Consider the following 22070-nt stretch of genomic DNA (forward strand, 5'->3'; position numbering starts at 1 on the left):
GAAAGTTCATGCCCGCCTGGGCCAACCGCTTTGCGCACCATCATTGCGGTGTTGCACCACCCCAATGACACTTGAGGCCGGAGCATCTTAACCGATGCTCCGGCCTCACAATGTATAAGGCCCGCCAGGAGAGCTGCGGCGGGCGAAGTTTGACAGAGAGGCTGAAAGTCTGTGCCGCCGAACCTGCGGGCGCGAGGTCTTGAAAGTGCCGCCCCGGAGGGTCTTGGTGACGCAGGTGATGGGGAGCGGTGACGCAGCTTCCCCAAACCCTGCCGCGCGGGCGGCGGGCGCGCCGCCCTAAGGGCGACGCGCGGTGACAGTTAGTTCGACGAGCCCGAGGCGCCGCCGTCTGCCGGGGCGGGGGCTGCGGCGCCGCCGGTCGCCGGGGTGGAGGCGCTACCTGCAGCCGGCGCCGTCGACGCATCGCTGGAGCTGCTCTTCTCCTCCTTCGGCTTATTGTAAGCTGGAGCATTCTCGAGCTGGTCGCGCGAGACGTTGAGGACGATGCGGTCCGGCAGATTATCCTCGCCGACCACCGGCTTTTGCGGCTCGGCGCTGGCTGCCGGTGTCGCCGTGCCTCCGCCAGCCGCGCCACCCGCTGCCATGCCGGTGCCGCCTGCCGATCCTGTGGCCATACCGGCGTCGCCTGTCGTGGTCGAGGCGGTCGTTTCAGCCGCCGCTTCCTTCTCGCTCTTCAGGCCCTCGGTCTTGCCCGGGCCGAATTCGAGCGCCGTCATCGAAACCGCGACGTCTTTTTCGCCGATCCCGAGGAAGCCGCCGACGCCGACGAGAACCGCCATCACCTTGCCGTCCTTGGACACGAGCACGTCGGTGATCTCGCCGATGCTGTCGCCCTTCGGATCATAAACGTCCTTGCCTTCCAAGTCCGTCGCCCGCCAGGCACCGCTCGGCGGCACGGTGACGAAGGGCCCCGACGATGCGGCTTCGGCACCGGCGGCGGTTGTCGCCTGATCGCTCGGGGTCGACGACGCGCTGCCGGAACTCATGTCACTGGTGCCATCGGACGCCGGCTTTGCCGGTGCCGCATCCGACGACTGGCCGGAGCTGTTCGACATCGCGTCGCCGCTGCTCGATCCGGCCGTTGTGGAATCGCTGGCGGCCGGCGGCGTGGTGCTGCCGGCGTCGGGGGTCTTGGTCGCGTCCTGCGCAAAAGCGCTGAGCGGCAGGGCGACGCTGGCGAAAAGGGCGATGATTGCTGACTTACGCATGGTACAGTCTCCCGATTGGAATTCGACAGACAGAATTGTTGAGTGGAGATGACGTTCCTTCACGGATTGTGATTTTTCTTTTCAAGACTGACGATCGGCGCATCAGTAACGATCGATCACAATGGTGACCGGTCGCATTCGCAAGCGCGAAAAATGTTTCAAATCACTGGGAATTTTGCTTCCGCGATGCAGCACCTGAAGGTGATTTCGATCGCATTTTCACGGCGCGTCCAAATTTTTCAAAAGTGAAGTCGGGGCTAAACAATCGGGCGAAAGCCGGCAAAGCAATGGCGACAGCACCGCCGTCGATAAAATCCGACAGCGGCATATCCCCCGAACATATGTTTCGGCGCTCGCATGCTCAGCGGTAGAGGTCCCGCCGCGTTGGCGGCAACCCGCTCGGGCCCTTGGAGCGCTTCGAGGCGAGCGTCTGGTAGATCAACAGGCCGCCGCGTTCGAAGCCGAGGGAGACGCCGGCGAGATAGAGCAGCCACAGCCGCGCCCGCTCTTCGCCGGCGATCGCCGCCGCCTCGTCCATGCGTGACAAAAGCCGATCATGCCAGAGCCGGCAGGTGCGGGCGTAATGCTCACGCCAGTTCTCGACGTCATGGACCTCGAAGCGGTGCTTTTCCAGAAACTGCGCCGAATGGCCGATATGGTCGAGTTCGGCGCCGGGAAAGATGTAGCGGATGATCGCCGCATATTCCTTGGTGCCCTTGCGAAATTTCGCGTCGGTCTCTTTGCCCGGCCGGGTGATCGCGTGGTGCAGATAAAGCCCGTTCGGCTTGAGCAGCTTGCGCACGGCTTTGAAATAGGCGTCGTGCTTGTCCCAGCCGACATGTTCGAACATGCCGATCGAGGCCACCTTGTCGAACTGGCCGGTCAGCGCTTCGAAGGGTTTGAGTTCGACGGTGATCCGATCGCTGAGACCCTGTTCGGCGATCCGCTGCGTGGCGAGATCGAACTGCGCCTGGCTCAGCGTCACGCCGTGGCCGGTAACGCCGTAATGTTTTGCGGCGTGGATCAACAATGCGCCCCAGCCGCAGCCGATATCGAGAAACCGCTCGCCGGATTTCAGCCGCAGCTTGCGGCAGATCATCTCCAGCTTGTCGGTCTGGGCCTTGTCGATATCGTTGTGCCAGCCGTCGAAATAGCCGCAGGAATAGACCATGCCGGCATCGAGAAAGAGCCGGTAGAAGTCGTTGGAAACGTCGTAGTGGAACTGGATTGCCGCCTGCGACGAGCCGCTCGCGGTGGCATCGTTGCCCAAGGTCGGGCCGCTGGCCTTGGCTTTGCGCGACAGGCTGTAAAGGGCAGGCAGGGCGCTTGCCACCTTCAGCTTGTTGACCTTCGCCAGCGCCGTCTTGCTGCGGATCTCGGAGCGTGCGGCGGCCAGATCGAAGATCGTGCCATGCTCGACGTCGATTGCCTTGGTCATCCACAGCCCGACGGCGATGGCGATGTTCGGCTTGACCACCAGCCGGGCGATGGCGGCCGGATCGTTGAGGGCGAGCACCGGCCCGTCGGTCGGGCCCAGCCATTCGCCATTCCACAGCCGCACCGAAATGCGCGGCTCGAAAGCGGCGACGACCTGCCGAATGAGATCGGCCAGCTTGTCTTCCGCACCTGCCATTCGTCTGCTCCGATTGACTGCATCGGCCTGACAATCGGAATCGATTTTCGGCACAGCGCGATGCTTCGATTCAAGGGGTCAGAGCGTCGGTTCTGCGGCCGATCGGACGCAGGGCGCTCTAACGTGAAACGCCATTGGGTTGCGCGGGGCTTATCCTGCCCGCGTGCACGGCGCAACTGACCGCGGCGTGGCGCGGTGAAGGATCGCGGTCGCCGCTGCGGTTCGATGAAATTTCGGCAAGCTGCGTCTTCGGCGAAACGATGACGGGGTGTTTTGCATTGCAACAACGACGCGCCCTTGCGGAGCTGCGCCGCGCGCCGATGCGCGCTTCCTGATGACCCGAGAGGATCCCCCAATGCGTCTTCCCTTGATCGAACCGGCCCATCTCAGCGACGAGCAAAAGCCGCTCTATGACGATATGAAGGCCGGCATTTCCAGCAATTTCAACGCGTTCGAAGCGGTGCGCGAGGATGGTGCGCTGATGGGCCCGTGGAATCCCTGGCTGCACGAGCCGAAGATCGGCGGCGCCATCTGGGAGCTGACCAAGGCGATGTCGCTGGCGGCGACGCTGCCCGACAATGCCCGCCAGATCGCCATTCTGGTCACCGGCGCGCATTTCAACGCGGCCTATGAGATCTACGCCCATGTGGCGGTGGCCGAGAAGGAAGGGATGACCGACGAGCGGCTCTCCACGCTCGTCGCCGGCGTCAAGCCGACCGGCCTGAAGGGTGAGGAAGAGGTCGCTTACGACGTGACCTTTGCGCTGCTCAATGGCGGTGGGGTGTTGCCGCGCCCGACCTATGAGATGGCGGTCAAGACCTTCGGCCAGCACGGCGCCAACGAGCTGATCTATCTCGTTGGTCTCTACTGTCTGGTATCGGTGACGCTGAACGGCTTCAACGTCCCGGTGCCGGAGAAGGAATAAGCCGGCTAATTTTAATGTCCCGGGCCGGGCCGGGTCCGGCAGATCATGCGGCGGGCGCGGTGCTTACGGATCGCAAAGCCGGCGCGTCAGGACATCACGCGCCGGCCTCTGCGTGTCGTTTGAAGCCGCCCGTCGCTCAGAGCAGGCCGGCTTCCTTGTAGTAGCGCTCGGCCCCCGGATGCAGCGGCACCGGCAGGTTCTTGGCAGCCGTCTTCGGGTCGATGCCCTTGGCGGCATTGTGGGCGGCGACGAGCTCCGGCAGATGCTCGAACAGCTGCTTGGTCATCTGATAGGCGAGTTCGTCGTCGACATCGGCCGAGGTGACGAGAATGTTGGTGATCGCCAGCGTCGGCACCGCCTTGTCCTGGCCGTCATAGGTGCCGGCCGGGATCTCCGCGGCCCGGAAGGGCGCGCCGAGCTTTTCGGCGATCGACGCAGGCACGGCGACGACATTGATCGGGATCGAGGCGGCGAGGTCGCGGATCGAGGCGACGCCGAGGCCGGCCGATTGCAGCGTGGCATCGAGCTGGCGGTTCTTGATCAATTCGACCGATTCGGCGAAGGGCAGATATTCGGTCTTGCCGAGATCGTCATAGCTCATGCCGTCGGCCTTGAAGATCGCCCGGGCGTTCAGCTCGGTGCCCGAGGCCGGCGCCCCGACCGACAGCGCCTTGCCTTTCAGCCCGGCAAGATCGGTGATGCCGGATGCCTTCGAGGCGACGATCTGAACATAGTTCGGATAGATCGCGGCGATCGCCCGCAGCTTGTCCATCTTCTGCGGAAAGCCCGCTTCGGCATCACCCTCGGCCGCCGCCTTGACGGAGTCGCCGAGCGCGAAGCCGATTTCGCCCCGCCCTTGCGAGATGAGTTTGATGTTCTCGACCGAGGCCTTGGTCGATTGGACCTGCGTTTTCACATTCGGGATGTTGTCGCTGTAGATCTTGGCGAGCGCAACGCCGAGCGGATAATAGACGCCGGACGTGCCGCCGGTCAGGACGTTGATGAACTGCTGGGCCAAGGCGCCCGAGGGGGCGAAGGCGAAGCCGGCTATGACGGCCGACGCCGTAAGGCGCGCAAAATGTTTCATATTTTTCCTCCCGATTTGGACCAGACCGGTCCGCCAGGCCAAATATTCACAAGCCACCTTCAAAGCTCAAGCCTGCCGCGATTGAACCTTCGTTGGACGCGCTAAATCTTCGGTGTCCTTCCATTTGCGTTCGAGCACGGTTCCGGCATGCTGAAAGAATTTCGCGAATTCGCCCTCAAGGGCAACATGGTCGATCTCGCCATCGGTATCATCATCGGCGCGGCCTTTTCCGGCCTCGTCAACTCGATCGTCACCGATCTCTTCATGCCATTGGTCGGGGTGATCACCGGCGGCGTCGACTTCACCAACAAATTCGTGCCGCTGGCCAAGACGATCACCGCGACCAGCCTGGACGAAGCCCGCAAGCAGGGGCCGGTCTTCGCCTATGGCCGCTTCATCACCCTGACGATCAATTTTGTCATCGTCGCCTTTATCCTGTTTCTCATCGTCAAGCTGATGAATCGTCTGAAGCGCAAGGAGGAGGAAAAGCCGGCGCCGGTCGCCGATGTGCCGCGCGAGGAAAAGCTGTTGGAGGAGATCCGCGATATCCTCGCCGCGCGATCGGGCGTCGAAAAGCAGGTCTGAGAGCGTCTCGCGGCTCGGGCGAAGAGGCGAAAGCGGCCGCGATTGGACGCGATACTGAGCGATTGACCAGCCGGCGAAAATGCCGTGTGATGCAGCGCAAGATCTGCCGGCCCGGCGCCCGGTTTGTCTGGGACCGGCCGGCTGCCGCGCATCGGCGTCACCCCGCAACCGGAATGCTCGACCATGTCGCAGGAAACTCTCAAGGCGCTTCTCGCAGAGGCTTCGCCCGCCCGGTCGGGCGACTTTCTGGCCGGGGTCGCGGCCGAAAACCAGGAGGCCCGTGTCAAGGCCCAGCGCATCCTCGCCGACACGTCGCTCGCCGACATCCTCAACACCCCGCTGATCGACCCGGCAGAGGACGATGTCTCGGCGTTGATCGAGGCGCAGCATGATGCCGAGGCGTTTCGGCCGATCGCCGGCTTTTCGGTCGGGGATCTGCGCGACTTTCTGCTCTCCGACCAGGCGACCAGTGAGGCGATCGCGGCGCTGAAATGGGCGCTGACGCCGGAAATGGTGGCAGCCGTCTCAAAAATCTGCCGCAATCAGGATCTGATCGCGATTGCCCGGAAACGGCCGGTCGTCACACAATTCCGCACCACCGTCGGCGAGCCGGGCCGGCTGTCGGTGCGCATTCAGCCCAACCATCCGACCGATGATGCCAAGGGCGTTGCCGCCTCGATTCTCGACGGTCTCGCCTTTGGCTGCGGCGACGCCGTGATCGGCATCAATCCGGCGACCGACAGCCCGTCGGCGATGCGCCGGCTGCTCGACCTGATCGAGGAGCTGCGGCTGCGGCTGGATTGCCCGGTGCAGTCCTGCGTGCTCGCCCATGTGACGACGGCGATCGATTGCATGGCGCGGGGCGCGCCGGTGGATCTCGTCTTCCAGTCGATCGCGGGCTCGGAAAAGGCCAACGCCTCCTTCGGCATCAATCTTTCCATGCTGAAGGAAGCCCATGACGCCGCCCAGGCGATGCAGCGCGGCACCGTCGGCCAGAACGTCATGTATTTCGAGACGGGGCAGGGGGCGGCGCTCTCGGCCAACGCCCATTTCGGCATCGATCAGCAGACCATGGAAGCGCGGGCCTATGCCGTGGCGCGCGCATTCGATCCGCTGCTCGTTAATACCGTCGTCGGCTTCATCGGCCCGGAATATCTCTATGACGGCAAGGAGATCACCCGCGCCGGGCTGGAGGATCATTTCTGCGGCAAGCTGCTCGGGGTGCCGATGGGCGTCGACGTCTGCTACACCAACCATGCCGAGGCCGATCAGGACGACATGGACAACCTCTTGACGCTGCTCGCTGTTGCCGGCGTCAATTTCGTCATGGGCGTGCCGGGCTCCGACGATGTCATGCTGAACTATCAGTCCACCTCCTATCACGATGCCGCCTATGTGCGCCGGGCGCTCGGGCTGAAGCCGGCGCCGGAATTCGAAGCCTGGGCGAAGGATGTCGGAGTGTTCGACGAGGCCGGCTTTCTGTTGCCCGAGACAGACGGCGGCGACCGCGGGCTGATCGCTCGCTCCAAACTGCTCGAGGCAGCTGAGTAATGAGCGATAAGATCGAGATTGCCGGGCCCGACGATCAGCATCCGCTGAGCCGCTTGCGCGCCTTTACCGAGGCGCGGATCGGGCTTGGTCGGCACGGGGCGGGGCTGCCGACCCGCGCCCATCTCGATTTCGCCGAAGCCCATGCCCGGGCGCGCGATGCCGTGCATTCCGACTTTCAGGCCGAGGCGATCGCCGCCACGCTCGAATCCGCAGGATTTACGGCGATCGGCGCGGCGAGCGAGGCGGGCGATCGAGCGACTTATCTTCGGCGTCCCGATCTCGGCCGGCGCTTGTCGCAGCGCTCGGTGGCCGATCTTGCCAGCCGCGCCGAAATGCCGTTTGATCTCGTCGTCGTCGTCGCCGATGGCCTCTCGGCGACGGCCGTGAACGCCCATGGCGCTGCCGTTGCCATGGGCGTTCTTAACGCTGTTCCGAAGAGCTGGCGGGTGGCGCCGGTGGTGGTTGCGCGCGGCGCCCGGGTGGCGCTGTCGGATCCGATTGGCGCGGCGCTGCGGGCGAAGATCGCCTTGATGCTGATCGGCGAGCGCCCGGGGCTATCTGCCGCCAACAGCCTCGGCGCCTATCTTACCTTCGCCCCGAAGCCGGGCCGCTCCGACGCTGACCGCAACTGCGTCTCCAACATTCGGCCGGGGGGATTGCGCCCCGAGATCGCTGGCGACAAGCTCGCCGGCCTCATCATCCGCGCTGCCGAGCTTGGCCTGTCCGGAACCAAGCTCAAGGACGACGCCGATGACCGGCTCGGCGTTGAAACACCCGCCGCCGCGATCGGGCCAGCGGCGGACTGACCCTGCCGCGCAAGGCCGACCGCAGCCCTTGGAATTGCGTCGGGAAGGCCGGCCTCGGCTCACGAGAAACGTCCCGGAATCCGCCGGAGTGCGGGTGGCGCTCAGCCGTCGCGCCGGCGCCGGCCGTGAGATATAATCTGACGCTATTATTATTTGTTTGTATGATTTGACAGCACTTGCGTTTGGTGCCTCTATCTTGCGCAGCAGAGGGAGCTTCGTTTCCAAAGAAGGGGCACAGCATGGCAGCGGACAAGAAGGGCATCGCCTACGTCACGGCCGAGGCCGGCTATTTCGAAAAGCGGGTGTTGAAGAAATACGCAGGGGTGTGGTCGCTCTGGGCGCTTGGCGTCGGCGCGGTCATTTCGGGCCAGTATTCCGGCTGGAATCTTGGCCTTCTCTCCGGCGGCTGGGGCGGTATGCTGATCGCCACCATCATCATCGCCATCATGTATCTTGGCCTGACCTTCTCGATCGCCGAGATGTCGCCCGCCCTGCCGCATACCGGCGCGGCCTATTCCTTCGCCCGCACCACCATGGGCCAATGGGGCGGCTTCGTCACCGGCCTGTTCGAAAATGTCGAATATGTGCTGACGCCGGCCGTCGTGGTGTTCTTCATCGGCTCCTATCTCACCGGCATCTTCGGCACGCCGACGGAGTTCCAGCCGGTCTGGTGGATCCTCGGCTACGTCGTCTTTGTCGGGCTGAACATCGTCGGGGTCGAGATGTCCTTTAAAGTCACGGTTATCGTGACGCTGCTGGCGCTGGCGGTCCTTGTCGTTTTCTTCGTCTCCGCCCTGCCGCATTTCGACTTCGCGCGCTGGGCGCTGAATATCGGGCCGGGGGGCGCGCTGCTAAAGGACGGCAACGGCCCGTTCCTGCCGATGGGGATCGCCGGGGCCCTGGCCGCGATGCCCTTTGCGGTCTGGTCGTTCCTGGCGATCGAGCAATTGCCGCTCGCCGCCGAGGAATCGGCCGATCCGCAGCGCGACATGCCGAAGGGCATCATTCTCGGCATGCTGACGCTGATCCTCACCGCCTTTCTGATCCTCTTCCTCAATCCGGCACTGCCGGGGGTGGGCTCCTATGCGCTGGGTTCCTCGGGCGAACCGCTGCTCGACGGCTTTCGCGCGATCTACGGTTCGGGGCTCGCCAAGGTGCTGGCCTTCGTGGCGATCATCGGCCTCGTCGCCTCCTTCCACACCATCATCTTCGCCCAGGGGCGGCAGATCTACTCGCTGTCGCGGGCGGGCTATTTTCCCCCCTTCCTTTAGGTCACCCATGACGCGCGCAAGACGCCGCATGTGGCGATGATCGCCGGCGCCTTGGTCGGGCTGGCGATCATGCTGGCGCTGTTCTTCGGTCTCGGCGCGGACGCCGGCGAGGCGGTGATTGGTGGCACGCTGCTCAACATGGCGGTGTTCGGGGCGATGTGCAGCTATATCGCCCAGGCGATCTCCTTCATTCTCCTGCGTCGGAACCACGCCGAGATCGCACGGCCCTATCGCTCGCCCTTCGGCATTCCCGGCGCGGTCGCGACGATTGTCATCGCTCTCGTCACCCTCAGCTTCCAGTTCTCCGATCCGACATATCGGTTGGGCGTGCTTGGCGTTGCCATCTGGTTCGCCATCGGCCTCGTCTATTTCGCTTTCGTCGGTCGCCACCGGCTGATTCTCTCGCCGGAGGAGGAGTTCGCGATCGAGCATGCCAGCCGCAGCGAAGCGGCCGCCGCCGGCATGCAGGATCCGGCCGGCGCCCACTGAGGACTGGTGCCGGCGTATCAGGCTGACATCGAAGCTATGGGGCCTCCGCCGCGTGTCGGGTTCGACACGCGGCGTCTGTCGTAATGGCGCCCGGGTTCGCGGCGAAGTCGGCGCGACCGAAGCCGGTTGGATCGAATGCTTTGAATCCCGAAATCTTGCGTCGCCGAAAGTCGATGCAGCAGTCGGGCCGGTGCTTGGCGGTCGCATTCGAACAATGCCGCTGACCGGCCGACACTGCGGCAACGCGTCTCAAAAAACTCCCCGGCTAGAGTTTGCAGTCGCCACCCGACACCACATCTATGGGCCAACGCCGGCGCCGGCCCGAAAAGCGGCACCGGCGTCGTCACATCGGTGTCGATCGCATGCCATGGTTCGTGCGATCCGCCATCGGGACGCTGACGAGCAGACGGATCGGCGAGGCGAAATCCTCAGCCCTGACCGACGCTTGGCGAACCGGCATCGGGCCGGTCGCGCCCATGGGAGTTGACTGTTGGAAGATCTGTTCACGAGCGCGTCGGGTGACGACACCATTCCAGCCGTCATCTGGCTCGCGACGATCGCCGGCTTTGCCGGGCTGTTCATCTTCGACTTCGTCACCCATGTGCGCAAGGCGCATGAGCCGAGCTTCAGGGAAGCGGCGTTCTGGTCGATTTTCTATATCGTCCTGGCTTGCCTGTTTGGCGGCGGTGTCTTTTGGTTCTGGGACCACGTCCACGGCATCGAGTTCTTTGCCGGCTTCATCACCGAAAAGAGTCTGTCGGTCGACAATCTTTTCGTCTTTGTGATCATCATGAAGTCGTTTCAGGTGCCGCGCGAGGATCAGCAGAAGGCGCTTTTGATCGGCATCGTGCTGGCGCTGATCATGCGCGGCATCTTCATCGCCATCGGCGCCGCGGCGATCGAGCGCTTTGCCTGGGTATTCTATATTTTCGGTCTGTTCCTTTTGTGGACGGCTTGGAAACTCGCGGTCGAAAGCCTCTCGGGCCACAAGCAGACCGACGGTGAATACGAGCCCAACGTCTTCGTCAAATGGTTCCAGACCCATCTGCCGGTAACCTCGGAGTTCGAAGGCAATGCCTTGACGGTGAAGCGTGACGGCAAGCGATTCTACACCCCGATGGTGATCGTCATCATCGCGCTCGGCATGACCGACATCCTGTTTGCGCTGGATTCAATCCCGGCGATCTACGGGCTGACGGATGCGCCCTACATCGTCTTCACCGCCAATGCCTTTGCGCTGCTCGGCCTGTTGCAGCTCTATTTCCTGCTCGGTGGGCTGCTTGACCGGCTGGTCTATCTCGGCTTCGGCCTCGCGCTCGTCCTTGGCTTCATCGGCGTCAAGCTGATCTTCCACGCTCTCGAGGAAAACTCGCTGCCCTTTATCAATGGCGGTCAGCCGATCGAGAGCATGCCGCATATTTCGACGCCGCTCTCCTTGGGGGTGATCATCGGGATCTTGGTGATCACCACGATTGCCAGCCTGTTGAAGAGCCGGTCGATGGGATCGTCGTCCGGTGATCATTGACGCCAGCTTGCGTCGGGCCTTGCGGGCTGCCACAGGTGGGCGCGAACGGGGCGAGATGAACCATCGAGCCAGGGAGTGGCGGGCGTGGCAGCGAAGGACGAGGACGTGGACGCGGTGGGCGAAACGCCGGTCGGCGGCTCCGGCGCAAATGACGCGGCGGCCTGGGACGTTCGCCGCGACCAGCTGTCGCGCAAGCTCGCGGAACATCGCACCCGGCTCGATATCGAGGCGCGGGCCAGCCGCAAGGCGGGGAGCTCGCAGGGAATCGCCGAGGGGCTGAAGCTTGCCAGCGAATTTGCCGCAGGGATCATCGTCGGCGCGGCGATCGGCTATTTCATCGACCGCGCCGCCGGCACCACGCCTTTCGGTCTGATCTTTTTCCTGATGATCGGCTTCGCCGCCGGGGTGCGCAACATTCTGCGGGCGGTGTCGCCTGAAACCAAGCCGGTCGCCAAGCCGCCTCAGATCGGGCCGAATGACGGCAAAAGGTGACGGCAATGGCCGCATGTGGTGTCAAACTCATGGAAGGGGTGTTGCTTCGCGCCTTCGGGAACGCTATGGGCAATCCGTCTCTTCTTGGGCGCAGTAATTCGACGAAGGACCAGGCCGTTTGGCATACGACCCGATAGATCCGATCCATCAGTTCCAGATCTTCCGTATTGTTCCGATCAAGATCGGAAGCTGGGATTTTTCCTTTACGAACTCCGCCCTGTTCATGGTGCTGACCGTCGCGGTCACGGCCGGTTTTCTTTATTATACGACCCGTGGGCGGGGTCTCGTTCCGTCACGTGGGCAATCGATCACCGAGCTCAGCTACGAGTTCACCGCCAACATGCTGCGTGACGCGGCCGGCACGGCGGGCATGAAGTTTTTCCCCTTCGTGTTCTCGATCTTCATGTTTGTTCTGGTGGCGAATCTGTTCGGCATGATGCCGTATTTCTTCACCGTGACCAGCCATCTGATCGTCACCTTCGCCCTGGCGATGCTGGTGATCAGCGTGGTCGTCGTCTACGGTCTGATGAAGCACGGGCTGCATTTCTTCCACCTCTTCGTGCCGCCCGGCGTCCCGGCGGCGCTGTTGCCGCTCGTCGTTTTGATCGAGGTGGTGTCGTTTCTGTCGCGCCCGGTTTCGCTGTCGGTTCGTCTGTTCGCCAACATGCTCGCCGGCCACATCACGCTGAAAGTCTTCGCAGGCTTTATCGTCTCCTTGAGCGCACTCGGCACGCTCGGTATTCTCGGCTCGATCCTGCCGCTCGCCATGGTGGTGGCGCTGACGGCTCTGGAGTTCCTGGTCGCCGCTCTGCAGGCCTATGTGTTCGCGGTGCTGACCTGCATGTATCTCAACGACGCCATTCATCCGGGTCACTGATCCCGTTCGGGAACAGTTTGCTCAGATCCACCTCCGCATGGCGCTTTGCGCCTTTCAACCGCCGCTATCAGACACATTCAAAGGAGTTTCGACATGGAAGCGGATGCAGCTAAGTTCATCGGTGCCGGTATCGCCTGCCTTGGTATGGGCGGCGCCGGAATCGGCCTCGGCACGATTTTTGGTCAGTACCTGGCGGGCGCTCTGCGCAACCCGTCGGCCGCCGATGGCCAGTTCGGCCGCCTGATCTTCGGCTTCGCAGTGACGGAAGCGCTCGGCATCTTCTCGCTGCTGATCGCCCTCCTGCTGCTCTTCGCCGTCTAAGCGAAGACATTTTCGCCTTAACCGTTGCGACCGGCGGCCGACCAGCCGCCGGTCATTCTTGCCGGAGACACCGCGATGTTCGTCACGCAAGCCTTCGCCCAGGACGGTGAAGCGACGGGTTCCGCCCAGACCACCGCTCCAGGTGTGCCGGGCGCTGTTCATCAGGGCACTGTTGCCCATACGGAACACAAGGAGGGGTTTCCCCCCTTCAATCCCGAATATTTTCCGTCGCAGATCCTGTGGCTGGCGATCACCTTCGGCGTCTTCTACTGGCTTTTGAAAAACGTCATCATGCCGCGCATCGGCGGCATTTTGGAGAATCGGCGTGATCGCATCGCGCTCGATCTCGAGGCGGCTGAGCGGATGCGCTCCGACGCCGACGAGGCCGAGGCGGCCTATGAACAGGAGCTGGCCGAGGCTCGCAACCGCGCCCATTCGATCGCCCATGAGGCGAAGGAATCGGCCCGCAGCGATGCCGAGAAGGAGCGCAAGCGTCTCGACGGCGAGCTCGACAAGAAGCTCGAAGAGGCCCAAGCCCGCATCGCCGGGGTGAAGGGTTCGGCTCTCGCCGAGGTCGATCAGATCGCCCGCGACGTGACCGACACGATCCTGCGCGAAGTCGCGAGCATCGAGGCGAGCCAGGATGAGATCGCCAATGCCGTCGCTCAGGCCGGCCGCTAAGGGAGACCGATCATGATGACGAATTCATTCTGGGCATTTGTCGGCCTCGTCATTTTCTTCGCCATCGTCTTCTATATCAAGGCGCCGTCGAAGGTCGGCAAGAACCTTGATGAGCGCGCCGCTCGGATCCGCAAGGAGATCGAGGAGGCTCGCGAGCTGAAGGAAGAGGCCAAGCAGCAGCTGGCCGAATATCAGCGGCGTCGCCGCGAGGCCGAGCAGGAGGCGAAGGACATCGTCGCGGCGGCCAAGCGCGAGGCCGAGGCGATGCTGAAGGACGCCCGCCGGCGCAACGAGGAATATGTCGAGCGCCGCACCGCCATGGCCGAGGCGAAGATCGCCCAGGCCGAGAGCGACGCGATCGCCGAGGTTCGTGCTTCAGCGGTGAACATCGCCGTCGAGGCGTCGGCGAAGATCATCGCCGATCGCAATTCCGGCGGCTCCAGCGGCTCGTTCATCGACCAGTCGATCAAGGAAGTGCAAAAGCGCCTCAACTGATCGGCCCGAGCGCCAGATCGCCGTTCAGAAAGCCGGGCCTCAGGGTCCGGCTTTTTTCGTTTGGCGGGGAATGCGGGGATATCGGCGACGGGCGGTTTTGCCGTCGTCCGCGTCCCCTTGGCGTTCTGACGCCCTAGATGTGGGATTTCGATAGGTTGTCCATTCGGGCCTGACCGAAGAGATTGGAGTTACGACGCTTCAACCGCTTTCGGAGGCAGGCCCGAATGAACATCCACAAGAATGCCCGCTTGACGCCACATGGTCGAGAGCGACTGGTGAGGGCGATGAAGGGCGGGCAAACGCCGCAGGCCGCGGCCCGTGACGCAGGCGTTTGCCCGCGCACGGCGCGCAAATGGTGGAGTCGTTATCAGGCCGAGGGCATTGCGGGCCTTCAGGACCGATCATCGCGACCGAGGCGGCTGCGCAAGCCGACGCCTGACGCGGTGAAGGCCGAGTTCGTCGGCCTGCGTCGGCAGCGATTGACAGGAAAGCATGTGGCCCGTCTCACCGGGGTCTCGCGTTCGACGGTCAGCCGTCTTCTTCGCGGCGAGAAGCTTTCGCGCGCCAGGGATCTCGAACCGAAGGAGCGGACGCGGCGTTACGAGCACCGGCGCCCCGGCGACATGATCCATCTCGACATCAAGAAACTTGGCCGCTTCGAGCGTCCCGGTCATCGAGTGACAAGGGGATCGCACGGGCCAGTCCTCACCGCGCAGCCACGGCAAATCCGGCTATGGCTGGGAGACTGTCCATGTCGCGATCGACGATCACTCCCGGCTCTCTTTCACCGAGATCCATCCCGACGAAAAAGCCGTCAGTGCCGTCGCCCATCTGAAGGCCGCCATCATCTGGTACAAAAGCCTTGGCGTGAAAATCCGCCGGGTCATGACCGACAACGGCGCCTGCTATAAATCCAAGGCCTTGCGAAAGACCTGTCGCGACCTCGGCCTCAAACACGTCAGGACCAAGCCCGACACGCCGAAAACCAACGGCAAGGCCGAGCGCTTCATCCAGGCTGCCTTGCGCGAATGGGCCTATGGAAATTCCTACCAAACATCGCAAGAGCGAGCCAACGCACTGCCGTTCTGGAACCACCTCTACAACTGGCACCGTCCTCACGGCGGCATCAACGATCAAACCCCAATCTCCCGATTAGGCTTCAATCGCGACAACCTGTTGCGACACCACATCTAACTCTTTGAATCGACGCATCTTGCTTTGCCGAGAATCGATCCCGCTTGTCGGGCCGATGCTGGAGCATGATCGATATTTTGCGCCGGGGCAAAAATCCCCGGAGCTCCTATTCTCAGGGATCTGAAATCGTGCTCTTTTGCCCGCCCGATCATCGTCAGGCGGGCAAGACACCTCGTTGCAGGACTAGGAGACGCCCCTCACATGGGCCCCGTCACATGGGCCAACGAGCGGCGGAGAATTGAGGTGGCCTTCGCCGCAAATGGGGTGGACGGACCGCATTCGTCAGTCCGTCCAAGGCCCGGCCCCGCATGGCGACCCGCGTCGCTCGCTCGATACTTCTCAGTATTTCACCCTTAGGGTCAAAGCGGCACTGAAGGGCTCACCGACGGCGACACCGAAGGGGGAGTTGCCCATCGAGGAGGGGTAATAGGTCTTGTTGAAGAGGTTGTTCAGGTTGAGATTGATCTCGATCGGATGTTTGCGTTCGATGGTGTAGCTGGCGAAGAGATCGACCACGCCATAGGCCGGCAGATCGAAGCTGTTGGCGGCATCGCCGGGACGCTTGCCAACGGCCCGAACGCCGCCGCCGAAGCGGAGCCTTCCGGTATTATCGAACACCTGGCCATAGTCGTAGGCAAGCCGCAGCGCAGCCGTGTTGCGTGCGACATTGGCGAGGCCATTGCCGGCATAGGTCGCGTCATCGACCACGACCGCATCGGTAAAGCCGTAGCTCGCCACCATCTGCAAATTGTCGGTGAGCTGTCCGGCGATGTCGAGTTCGACGCCTTTCGAGCGGACCCGTCCGGCTGTCCGGTAGATCGTATCGCCGTTTGCCGTCGTCTCGGCATAGGCGACGTTCTGCTTTTCGGAGTAGTAAAGGGCAAGATTGCCGCTCAGCCCGTCGGTGATATCGACCTTCGAGCCGACCTCGTAGGAAACGCCTTGCTCCGGATCGAGGCTGCCATAGGGCCGATTGATCGAGACGTTCGGCCGGAAGGTCTTCGCGACATTGGTATAGAGCGACATGTCGGGCCGGAACTGCCAGACGAGCCCGGCATTCGGGACGAAGGCGTAGCCGGCCGTGTCGGTGTTGACCGTGTCGCCGCTTCCGGCCTTGATGCCATAATGTTCGAGCCGGACGCCGCCGACCGCCGTCAGCTGGTCGGTGAGATGGACACGATCCTGTCCATAGAGCGAGGTGGTGAGCAGGTGCTCATATTCCTCGACCGCACCCGATGCATTATAGGTGCAGGGCGAAATCGTCCCGTATTCCGGATCGTAGACGTCCAGTCGCGCGCCCTTGTTGCAACGCTGCAGCGCAGAACGCGAGATATCCTTGTCGCGCAGGGCGGAGCCGAAAAGGAATTCGTTTTTCAAACCGAAGAGATCTTCGCTTCCGGTCAGGTCTGCGCGGACGGCGTGTTCCTTGGTGTCGTCGTAACCGCGCACATCCGAACTGCGGTTCAGCATGCCTGTCTTCGCGTTATAAGACACCGGGCGGGTTTGATTGGCCTCGAAGGAATTCCTGCTGAAGCCGTAATTCAGTGAGAATTTCCAGTCGCCGCCAAGTTGCCGTGTCAGCGACGTCTTGAAGAGGTCCGAGTCCCCGTCGATCTTCGACCATTTTTCGTCCAACCGCTCACGTGGGCTGATGTCGAGCATCCTGCCATTCGCGGCATCGTAGACCGTTCCCCGGTCATAGGGACTGACGTAATTCTGGTGGGTGTAAGAGACGAGCAACTGCGTGCCGTCGTTTTCCCATTTGAACGACGGTGCGATCAGCCAATTCTTGTTGGTTCCGAAATTGCGCCAATAGTCGCCGTCTTCGCCCTCGGTGATCAAGCGATAGGAAAAACCGGTATTGGTGACCGGCCCGGTGATGTCGACGCCAGCCTTGCTGGAATAGCGCCCTGCGCCATAAGCGGAAAAGGTCGACCAGGCCTCGGCGGAGAATGTGTCTTGCGGCTTTTTGGTCACGACATTGATCATTCCGCCGGGATCGAGAATGCCGTAGAGCGTGGAAGCAGGGCCCTTGAGAACGTCGACATAGTCGGTCGTCGCATTGAAGCTGTGCGGCAGGACCGTATTCAATCCATCGGTCAGGATTGAATCGTCGCTACTTTCACCGAAACCTCGACGGATGACGGCATCATAGACGCCCCCGATCGTGTTCGCCTGGGTGACACCACTGACAGTCGACAGCACGTCGTCGAGATTTTTTGCCGCCTTGTCCTTAATGGCCTGCGCCGTCACCGTCGTGACGGCCTGGGGGATTTGCAGCACCGGCGTCTCAGTCCGGGTTGCCGTTGAACTGCGCGATGCCTTGTAAGATCGGCTGTTCGTCGTCCCCTTTTTGCTCTGCAGGACGACCTCTTTCAGCTTGATGACAGTTGTGTTGTCGGCGATGGCTGGATCGACGAACGCAAGAATGCAAGCGCTGAGGGCGAGACTGCTGCACAGGATCGAGATGGGGCTGCGGGGTTTCATGGACGTGGTCACTTCGAACGGTATCGGGAGGATTCGCGGTCGGTCTCGAATAGTGGACTGTAGTAGTCAAGTTTTTGCCGCGAAATCGACACCGTGACCGGACCCTTGCCCATCCCCTTGCAGTCGACGCGGCGCGCATGCCGCCAGCCGACGGGGAGGCGGATACCGCCGATCCGGGCAGAAGTTTCTATTCGCAAGTCCAGCGATTTAGAGGGATTGGTCCGGTCAATCCGGCGTGTTGGTGAACCCGCATGGGTGCGAAGCTGGGGTGTGTCGTCCAAGCACTAGGATCGGCGTAATCTTGCGACACGCTGGAAAAAAATGTAGCGCAAAATTTGACTACTACATTCAGCTTATATTTCGATCCCTGTTAAGGCGAAATGAGAAATCCATGGAAATTGCGGCTCCAGCATCGGCTCGAAAATCGAAATCGATTTTCGGCAAGCACGATGCGTAGAATCAACACCATAGAGCGTCCATTCTGCGTCCTTCCAGACGCACGGCGCGCTCAAGAGGTGCTGGCCTCAAAGCTTTCAGCGACTCGTCTTGCCGCCGGCTTTGGCCGGCGCATCGTCATTCGCGACGTCGATCTCGCAATCGAACCGGGATGCCTCACGGTCCTTTTGGGGCCGAACGGATCGGGAAAATCGACCCTTCTCTCGACGCTCGCCCGCCTGCTGCCACCACGCCAGGGCAGCGTCCTGCTCGATGGAGCGGACATCAGCCGCCGCCCGACGCTCGAGGTCGCACGCAAACTCGGCCTGTTACCGCAACAGCCTCCGGTCCCGGAGGGTCTGACGGTTGCCGAGCTGGTCGGCAGAGGGCGTTTTCCGCATCAAGGCTTCTTGCGTCACTGGAGCCGCCGCGATGAAGCCGCGGTCGACGAGGCCATGGCCCTGACCGGTATTTCACACCTTGCCACAACCGACGTCGAAGCCTTGTCAGGCGGCCAGCGTCAGCGTGTGTGGATATCGATGGTCCTGGCGCAGAAGACGCCGCTGCTTCTGCTCGACGAACCGACGACGTTTCTCGACATCGCCAATCAGGTCGCGATCCTGACTTTGCTGCGCCGGCTGGTCCGGCACCATGGCCGCACGATCGTCTGCGTGCTGCATGATCTCAACATGGCGCTGCAATATGCCGATCGGTTCGTCTTTGTGAAAGACGGCGTCATCAAACACACGGTTGCCGATCCCAAGCAATGTACCGGTGCGATCATCGAGGAGGTCTTCGACACCTCGGCCATCATGGTTCCCCACCCGCAAACGGGTTTGCCGGTCTTCCTGCCTCGCTATCCGGATGCTCAGGGAGCCCCGGCTTGACACCCGTGCAGGGCGCGGGTGGCGGGGCCCATAAGGCGTCCTTGACGCTGGCGCTCGGTTTCGTGGCGGTCCTTTTCGGACTGCATGTCCTGCAAGGTCCTCGCAACGTGCCGCTCGAAACCTTTCCGGCGCTGCTGTTTGACCGCTCGCCGGCGAGTTTCGATCAATTCGTGATCCTCCATCTGCGTCTTCCGCGCATCCTCGCCGTGGTGATGGCAGGCGCCTGCCTGGGGGCTGCCGGGTTCCTTCTGCAAACGGCCATGCGCAACCGTCTCGGTGAGCCGCACATCCTGGGCCTGAATGCCGGCGCTAGCCTTGCGGTCGTCGTCCTCACGGCCTTCCCGCTGATTCCGTTGCCGGTGGCGGCAAAACCCTTCGCCGCAAGCCTGGGGGCGTTTCTTCTGTTCGGGGCGGTGCTGGCACTTTCGGCAGGCGGGCGAGACCGCTTCAGTCCCGTGCGTGTGATCTTCTTCGGTATCGCGCTTTCGGCCATGGCCAATGCACTCGTCTCGGCGATTTTGATCCTCGACGAGGACACGCTCGAACAGCTGCGCTTCTGGCTGCTCGGCGACAGCGCGGGTGTGCAGATGTCCGCCATTGCCGCCGCCGCTCCGACGGTCGTGATCGGGCTGGTCGGCGCGGCATTGGTGATGCCGCGTCTTGCCGCGTTGAGCCTCGGCGATAATCTGGCCCGCGGCCTGGGGGCGTCCGTCAAGCGCACGCGCCTGATCGCCTTGCTGATGGCAGCCCTCCTATCCGGGTCGGCGGTGTCTTTGATCGGACCGATCGGCTTTGTCGGTCTTGTCGCCCCGGCACTGTGGCCAAGGCTGCACAACAAGCCCTCGGTCGCCGCCTTGCTCCTCGTCACCCTCAGCGGCGCGGGCCTTCTGCTGGCGGCCGATAGTCTTGCCGCCGGCATTCTGGCACCTCGAGAATTGCCCACCGGCGCCCTGACCGGTCTGGTCGGGGCACCGGTTTTCATCTGGCTCGTCCTCAGGACCTTGCGATGAGCGCCGGCATGCTCGTTTTTCGTCTCGGCGATCTGTCTGTCCGCATGCGATGGAAAGCCTTGCTCGCCAATACCGGTCTGGCCGCTTTGCTGCTCGTGCTGGCCGGCTGGGCGCTGACGGTTGGCAGCCGCGCGATCGACGTCCAAAGCGTCGTGCGCTGGATGGTCTTTCATGATCTCGGGGCGACGGATGCGCTGATACTCGGAGACTTCAGGGCGCCGCGGATCTGTCTGGCGATGCTGGCCGGCGCGATGCTCGCGCTCGCCGGTGCGGTGACCCAGTATCAGACACGGAACGGCCTTGCCGATCCGAGTCTCCTCGGGGTGCGCGAGGGGGCGAGCCTGTTCATTGTTGCGCTCCTCCTCGTCTCACCGGCGATGCCGCTGGCATTGCGCCCAGTCGTCGGCCTTGCGGGCGGCCTTGCGGCTGGCCTCGCGGTCGCGCTGGTTTCACGGGGGGCATCTCCGCTGAAATTCGTGATGACCGGATTCGGCATTTCATGGTGCCTCTCATCCATGCTTGTCATCCTCCTTGCCTCAGCCGACCTCACGAGCCTGCAATCGGCCTTGCTTTGGCTGGCGGGCAGCCTTCAAGCCGCCGATTGGCAGAGCGTTCGCATCGCCGCTGTGATCCTGGTTTTCGCCGGATCGGTGATCTTCTGGCTCGCGCGTCACACCGAACTCGACGACATGGGCGAGGCGGTCGCCACGGTCCTCGGCACGGCGCGATCTGGCCCTCGCCGATCCACGCTGATGTGTGCGGTGCTGCTGGTCGCGGGATCGGTCTCGGTGGTCGGGGGGCTCGGCTTCGTCGGATTGATTGCGCCTCATATCGCCCGTTTTCTCCCCCGTCAGAGCCTTCGCGGCCAGCTCGTCGCGAGCATGATGATCGGCGCGCTGCTGGTTCTTGCCGCCGATACTCTGGGCCGCACGATATTCGCACCGGTGACCTTGCCGGCGGGCATTTCCCTTGCCGCCATCGGGGCCCCGCTGCTCGTCCTGTTGCTATGGCTGCGGCGGGATCGGACCGAGGACTTGCGATGAGAGCGATTGTACTGGGCCTTTTCCTCAGCCTCGCCGGGATTGGCGCCGCACGGGCTGAGCCCATCGTCATTCACGACGACAGCGGCCACGACGTCACCCTCGCCAGTCCGCCCCAGCGGATCGCGTCCCTCTATGATGTGGATGTCACCATTCCGCTGATCGAGCTCGGTGTCATGCCGATTGCAAGTCACGGCCGGCTGGACCGTCACGGCAACCCCTATATGCGATCCTCGGCGCTTCTGACGGGCGTCGATTTCGACAATAGCGACATCGCCTTCATCGGTGCCACGGACATCGATCTGGAAGCGTTGGCGGCCCTCAAGCCGGACCTCATTATCACGGCACTCTCGCGCCCGACACCGATCGAGCAGCTGCGAAAGATCGCTCCGACCATCGTGATCAATGCCGATCTCGGGGCGCCTCACATCTATCGGCTGCTCGCGGCCGCAACCGGTCGGGAACAACAACTGAAGCGCCTCGAACGCCGCTATGGCGAGCAGATCGCACTCCTCAAGACGCAGCTGCACCCGCAAGATTACTCGGTCTCCGTGTTCCAGCCGCTGCGGGGCAAGCTCGACGTCTACCACAGCTATCGCGCGATCGGGCAGGTCCTCAGGGACGCCGGTTTCCGCTTCCCCAAACTGATCGATTCTGTGCCGGAAGGGCAAAGCCGCGTCGTCAGCGCCGAATATCTGCCCGATCTCGATGCGGACGTCATCTTCGATCCTTATCGAGCCGACCGGCCGGGGGGAGCCAAGGCGGAGATCAGGGCCATGGAAAAGATGGTGCCGGGCTTTTGCCGATTTCTCTCGGCCTGTCGCGCCGGACACTACCTCCTCATTCCGCGCGACGAGGCGATCTCAAACTCCTATGCGGCGCTGTTCGACATGGTCACGACAATCCGGACGGCCTTCGAGCGCCCTGCGTCCGATCGGACGCAGAACAAACGCTCAAACTCTTTGAATTGACGCATCGTGCTTTGCCGAAAATCGATTCCGATTTTCGAGCCAATACTGTAGGGCGGCGGCCGAGTGCAAAACAGCCTGC

At 62.8% G+C, this 22070-nt stretch carries 18 protein-coding genes and 2 pseudogenes; 16 read left to right on the top strand and 4 right to left on the bottom strand.

Going from position 1 to position 22070, the window contains the following annotated elements; all coding sequences use genetic code 11:
- Positions 1 to 320: 320 nt before the first annotated feature.
- Together J1C48_RS04750 and J1C48_RS04755 are read right to left on the bottom strand one after the other, a co-directional pair.
- Positions 321 to 1229: a PRC-barrel domain-containing protein gene (locus J1C48_RS04750; protein WP_231081622.1), complete on the bottom strand. Its 909-nt coding sequence runs from the start codon at positions 1227 to 1229 to the stop codon at positions 321 to 323.
- 361 nt (positions 1230 to 1590) lie between these two features.
- Complete coding sequence (locus J1C48_RS04755; protein ID WP_207256656.1) at positions 1591 to 2862, bottom strand: SAM-dependent methyltransferase; 1272 nt, start codon at positions 2860 to 2862, stop codon at positions 1591 to 1593.
- Positions 2863 to 3217: 355 nt separating this feature from the next.
- On the opposite strand from J1C48_RS04755, the gene J1C48_RS04760 reads away from it, so the two are divergent.
- Positions 3218 to 3787, top strand: a complete 570-nt coding sequence (locus tag J1C48_RS04760) for a carboxymuconolactone decarboxylase family protein (protein WP_207256658.1) — start codon at positions 3218 to 3220, stop codon at positions 3785 to 3787.
- Positions 3788 to 3923: 136 nt separating this feature from the next.
- Here J1C48_RS04760 and J1C48_RS04765 read toward each other — a convergent pair whose 3' ends face one another.
- Positions 3924 to 4874: a TAXI family TRAP transporter solute-binding subunit gene (locus tag J1C48_RS04765; protein WP_207256659.1), complete on the bottom strand. Its 951-nt coding sequence runs from the start codon at positions 4872 to 4874 to the stop codon at positions 3924 to 3926.
- A gap of 147 nt (positions 4875 to 5021) precedes the next feature.
- Here J1C48_RS04765 and mscL point away from each other — a divergent pair, with 147 nt between their 5' ends.
- From mscL to J1C48_RS04820, 11 genes and pseudogenes are all read left to right on the top strand, one after another.
- Positions 5022 to 5459: a large conductance mechanosensitive channel protein MscL gene (gene mscL / locus J1C48_RS04770; RefSeq protein ID WP_207256660.1), complete on the top strand. Its 438-nt coding sequence runs from the start codon at positions 5022 to 5024 to the stop codon at positions 5457 to 5459.
- Positions 5460 to 5642: 183 nt separating this feature from the next.
- A complete protein-coding gene (locus tag J1C48_RS04775) occupies positions 5643 to 7010 on the top strand; it encodes an ethanolamine ammonia-lyase subunit EutB (RefSeq protein WP_207256661.1) in 1368 nt (455 codons plus the stop codon).
- On the top strand, positions 7010 to 7816 hold the full coding sequence (eutC, locus tag J1C48_RS04780) for an ethanolamine ammonia-lyase subunit EutC (RefSeq protein ID WP_207256662.1): 807 nt from the start codon (positions 7010 to 7012) through the stop codon (positions 7814 to 7816). The genes J1C48_RS04775 and eutC overlap by 1 nt, the downstream gene beginning before the upstream one ends.
- A gap of 239 nt (positions 7817 to 8055) precedes the next feature.
- Positions 8056 to 9576 (top strand): annotated as a pseudogene (locus tag J1C48_RS04785) (amino acid permease).
- Between the two features lie 490 nt (positions 9577 to 10066).
- Complete coding sequence (locus J1C48_RS04790) at positions 10067 to 11101, top strand: TerC/Alx family metal homeostasis membrane protein (protein ID WP_207256663.1); 1035 nt, start codon at positions 10067 to 10069, stop codon at positions 11099 to 11101.
- Positions 11102 to 11185: 84 nt separating this feature from the next.
- Positions 11186 to 11593 (top strand): AtpZ/AtpI family protein, encoded by a 408-nt coding sequence (locus J1C48_RS04795; protein WP_207256664.1) that lies wholly within the window; start codon positions 11186 to 11188, stop codon positions 11591 to 11593.
- A gap of 118 nt (positions 11594 to 11711) precedes the next feature.
- Positions 11712 to 12470 carry a F0F1 ATP synthase subunit A gene (locus J1C48_RS04800; RefSeq protein WP_207256665.1) on the top strand — a complete coding sequence of 253 codons (759 nt, stop codon included), beginning with the start codon at positions 11712 to 11714 and terminating at the stop codon, positions 12468 to 12470.
- Between the two features lie 93 nt (positions 12471 to 12563).
- Entirely contained in the window at positions 12564 to 12791 is a 228-nt protein-coding gene (locus J1C48_RS04805; RefSeq protein ID WP_134764362.1) for a F0F1 ATP synthase subunit C, read from the top strand.
- Between the two features lie 75 nt (positions 12792 to 12866).
- Positions 12867 to 13472, top strand: coding sequence for a F0F1 ATP synthase subunit B (locus J1C48_RS04810; protein ID WP_207256666.1), 606 nt, complete (start codon positions 12867 to 12869; stop codon positions 13470 to 13472).
- Between the two features lie 15 nt (positions 13473 to 13487).
- Complete coding sequence (locus tag J1C48_RS04815) at positions 13488 to 13967, top strand: F0F1 ATP synthase subunit B (RefSeq protein WP_207256899.1); 480 nt, start codon at positions 13488 to 13490, stop codon at positions 13965 to 13967.
- Positions 13968 to 14191: 224 nt separating this feature from the next.
- A pseudogene (locus J1C48_RS04820) lies at positions 14192 to 15161 on the top strand (IS481 family transposase).
- Between the two features lie 339 nt (positions 15162 to 15500).
- On the opposite strand, the gene J1C48_RS04825 reads toward J1C48_RS04820, so the two are convergent.
- A complete protein-coding gene (locus J1C48_RS04825; protein ID WP_207256667.1) occupies positions 15501 to 17648 on the bottom strand; it encodes a TonB-dependent siderophore receptor in 2148 nt (715 codons plus the stop codon).
- A gap of 449 nt (positions 17649 to 18097) precedes the next feature.
- Between J1C48_RS04825 and J1C48_RS04830 the strand changes: the two genes are divergently transcribed.
- The 4 genes from J1C48_RS04830 to J1C48_RS04845 are packed head-to-tail and all read left to right on the top strand — an operon-like array spanning position 18098 to position 21991.
- A complete protein-coding gene (locus J1C48_RS04830; RefSeq protein WP_207256668.1) occupies positions 18098 to 18970 on the top strand; it encodes an ABC transporter ATP-binding protein in 873 nt (290 codons plus the stop codon).
- A gap of 5 nt (positions 18971 to 18975) precedes the next feature.
- A complete protein-coding gene (locus J1C48_RS04835) occupies positions 18976 to 19980 on the top strand; it encodes a FecCD family ABC transporter permease (protein WP_231081629.1) in 1005 nt (334 codons plus the stop codon).
- Positions 19977 to 21023: a FecCD family ABC transporter permease gene (locus tag J1C48_RS04840; RefSeq protein ID WP_207256669.1), complete on the top strand. Its 1047-nt coding sequence runs from the start codon at positions 19977 to 19979 to the stop codon at positions 21021 to 21023. Before J1C48_RS04835 ends, J1C48_RS04840 begins: the two co-directional genes overlap by 4 nt.
- The gene (locus tag J1C48_RS04845) at positions 21020 to 21991 is read left to right on the top strand and encodes an ABC transporter substrate-binding protein (RefSeq protein ID WP_207256670.1); all 972 of its coding nucleotides are present in this window, start codon (positions 21020 to 21022) and stop codon (positions 21989 to 21991) included. Before J1C48_RS04840 ends, J1C48_RS04845 begins: the two co-directional genes overlap by 4 nt.
- The last annotated feature ends 79 nt before the right edge of the window (positions 21992 to 22070 follow it).

It is taken from the genome of Jiella flava (genome assembly GCF_017349315.1).
In the GTDB taxonomy this organism is placed as follows: Bacteria; Pseudomonadota; Alphaproteobacteria; order Rhizobiales; family Rhizobiaceae; genus Jiella; species Jiella flava.

Coding starts and splice junctions, on each gene's coding strand:
- J1C48_RS04750 (WP_231081622.1), bottom strand. CDS start 1,229: ATGCGTAAGTCAGCAATCATCGCCCTTTTCGCCAGCGTCGCCCTGCCG.
- J1C48_RS04755 (WP_207256656.1), bottom strand. CDS start 2,862: ATGGCAGGTGCGGAAGACAAGCTGGCCGATCTCATTCGGCAGGTCGTC.
- J1C48_RS04760 (WP_207256658.1), top strand. CDS start 3,218: ATGCGTCTTCCCTTGATCGAACCGGCCCATCTCAGCGACGAGCAAAAG.
- J1C48_RS04765 (WP_207256659.1), bottom strand. CDS start 4,874: ATGAAACATTTTGCGCGCCTTACGGCGTCGGCCGTCATAGCCGGCTTC.
- mscL (WP_207256660.1), top strand. CDS start 5,022: ATGCTGAAAGAATTTCGCGAATTCGCCCTCAAGGGCAACATGGTCGAT.
- J1C48_RS04775 (WP_207256661.1), top strand. CDS start 5,643: ATGTCGCAGGAAACTCTCAAGGCGCTTCTCGCAGAGGCTTCGCCCGCC.
- eutC (WP_207256662.1), top strand. CDS start 7,010: ATGAGCGATAAGATCGAGATTGCCGGGCCCGACGATCAGCATCCGCTG.
- J1C48_RS04805 (WP_134764362.1), top strand. CDS start 12,564: ATGGAAGCGGATGCAGCTAAGTTCATCGGTGCCGGTATCGCCTGCCTT.
- J1C48_RS04810 (WP_207256666.1), top strand. CDS start 12,867: ATGTTCGTCACGCAAGCCTTCGCCCAGGACGGTGAAGCGACGGGTTCC.
- J1C48_RS04815 (WP_207256899.1), top strand. CDS start 13,488: ATGACGAATTCATTCTGGGCATTTGTCGGCCTCGTCATTTTCTTCGCC.
- J1C48_RS04825 (WP_207256667.1), bottom strand. CDS start 17,648: ATGAAACCCCGCAGCCCCATCTCGATCCTGTGCAGCAGTCTCGCCCTC.
- J1C48_RS04830 (WP_207256668.1), top strand. CDS start 18,098: ATGCGTAGAATCAACACCATAGAGCGTCCATTCTGCGTCCTTCCAGAC.
- J1C48_RS04840 (WP_207256669.1), top strand. CDS start 19,977: ATGAGCGCCGGCATGCTCGTTTTTCGTCTCGGCGATCTGTCTGTCCGC.
- J1C48_RS04845 (WP_207256670.1), top strand. CDS start 21,020: ATGAGAGCGATTGTACTGGGCCTTTTCCTCAGCCTCGCCGGGATTGGC.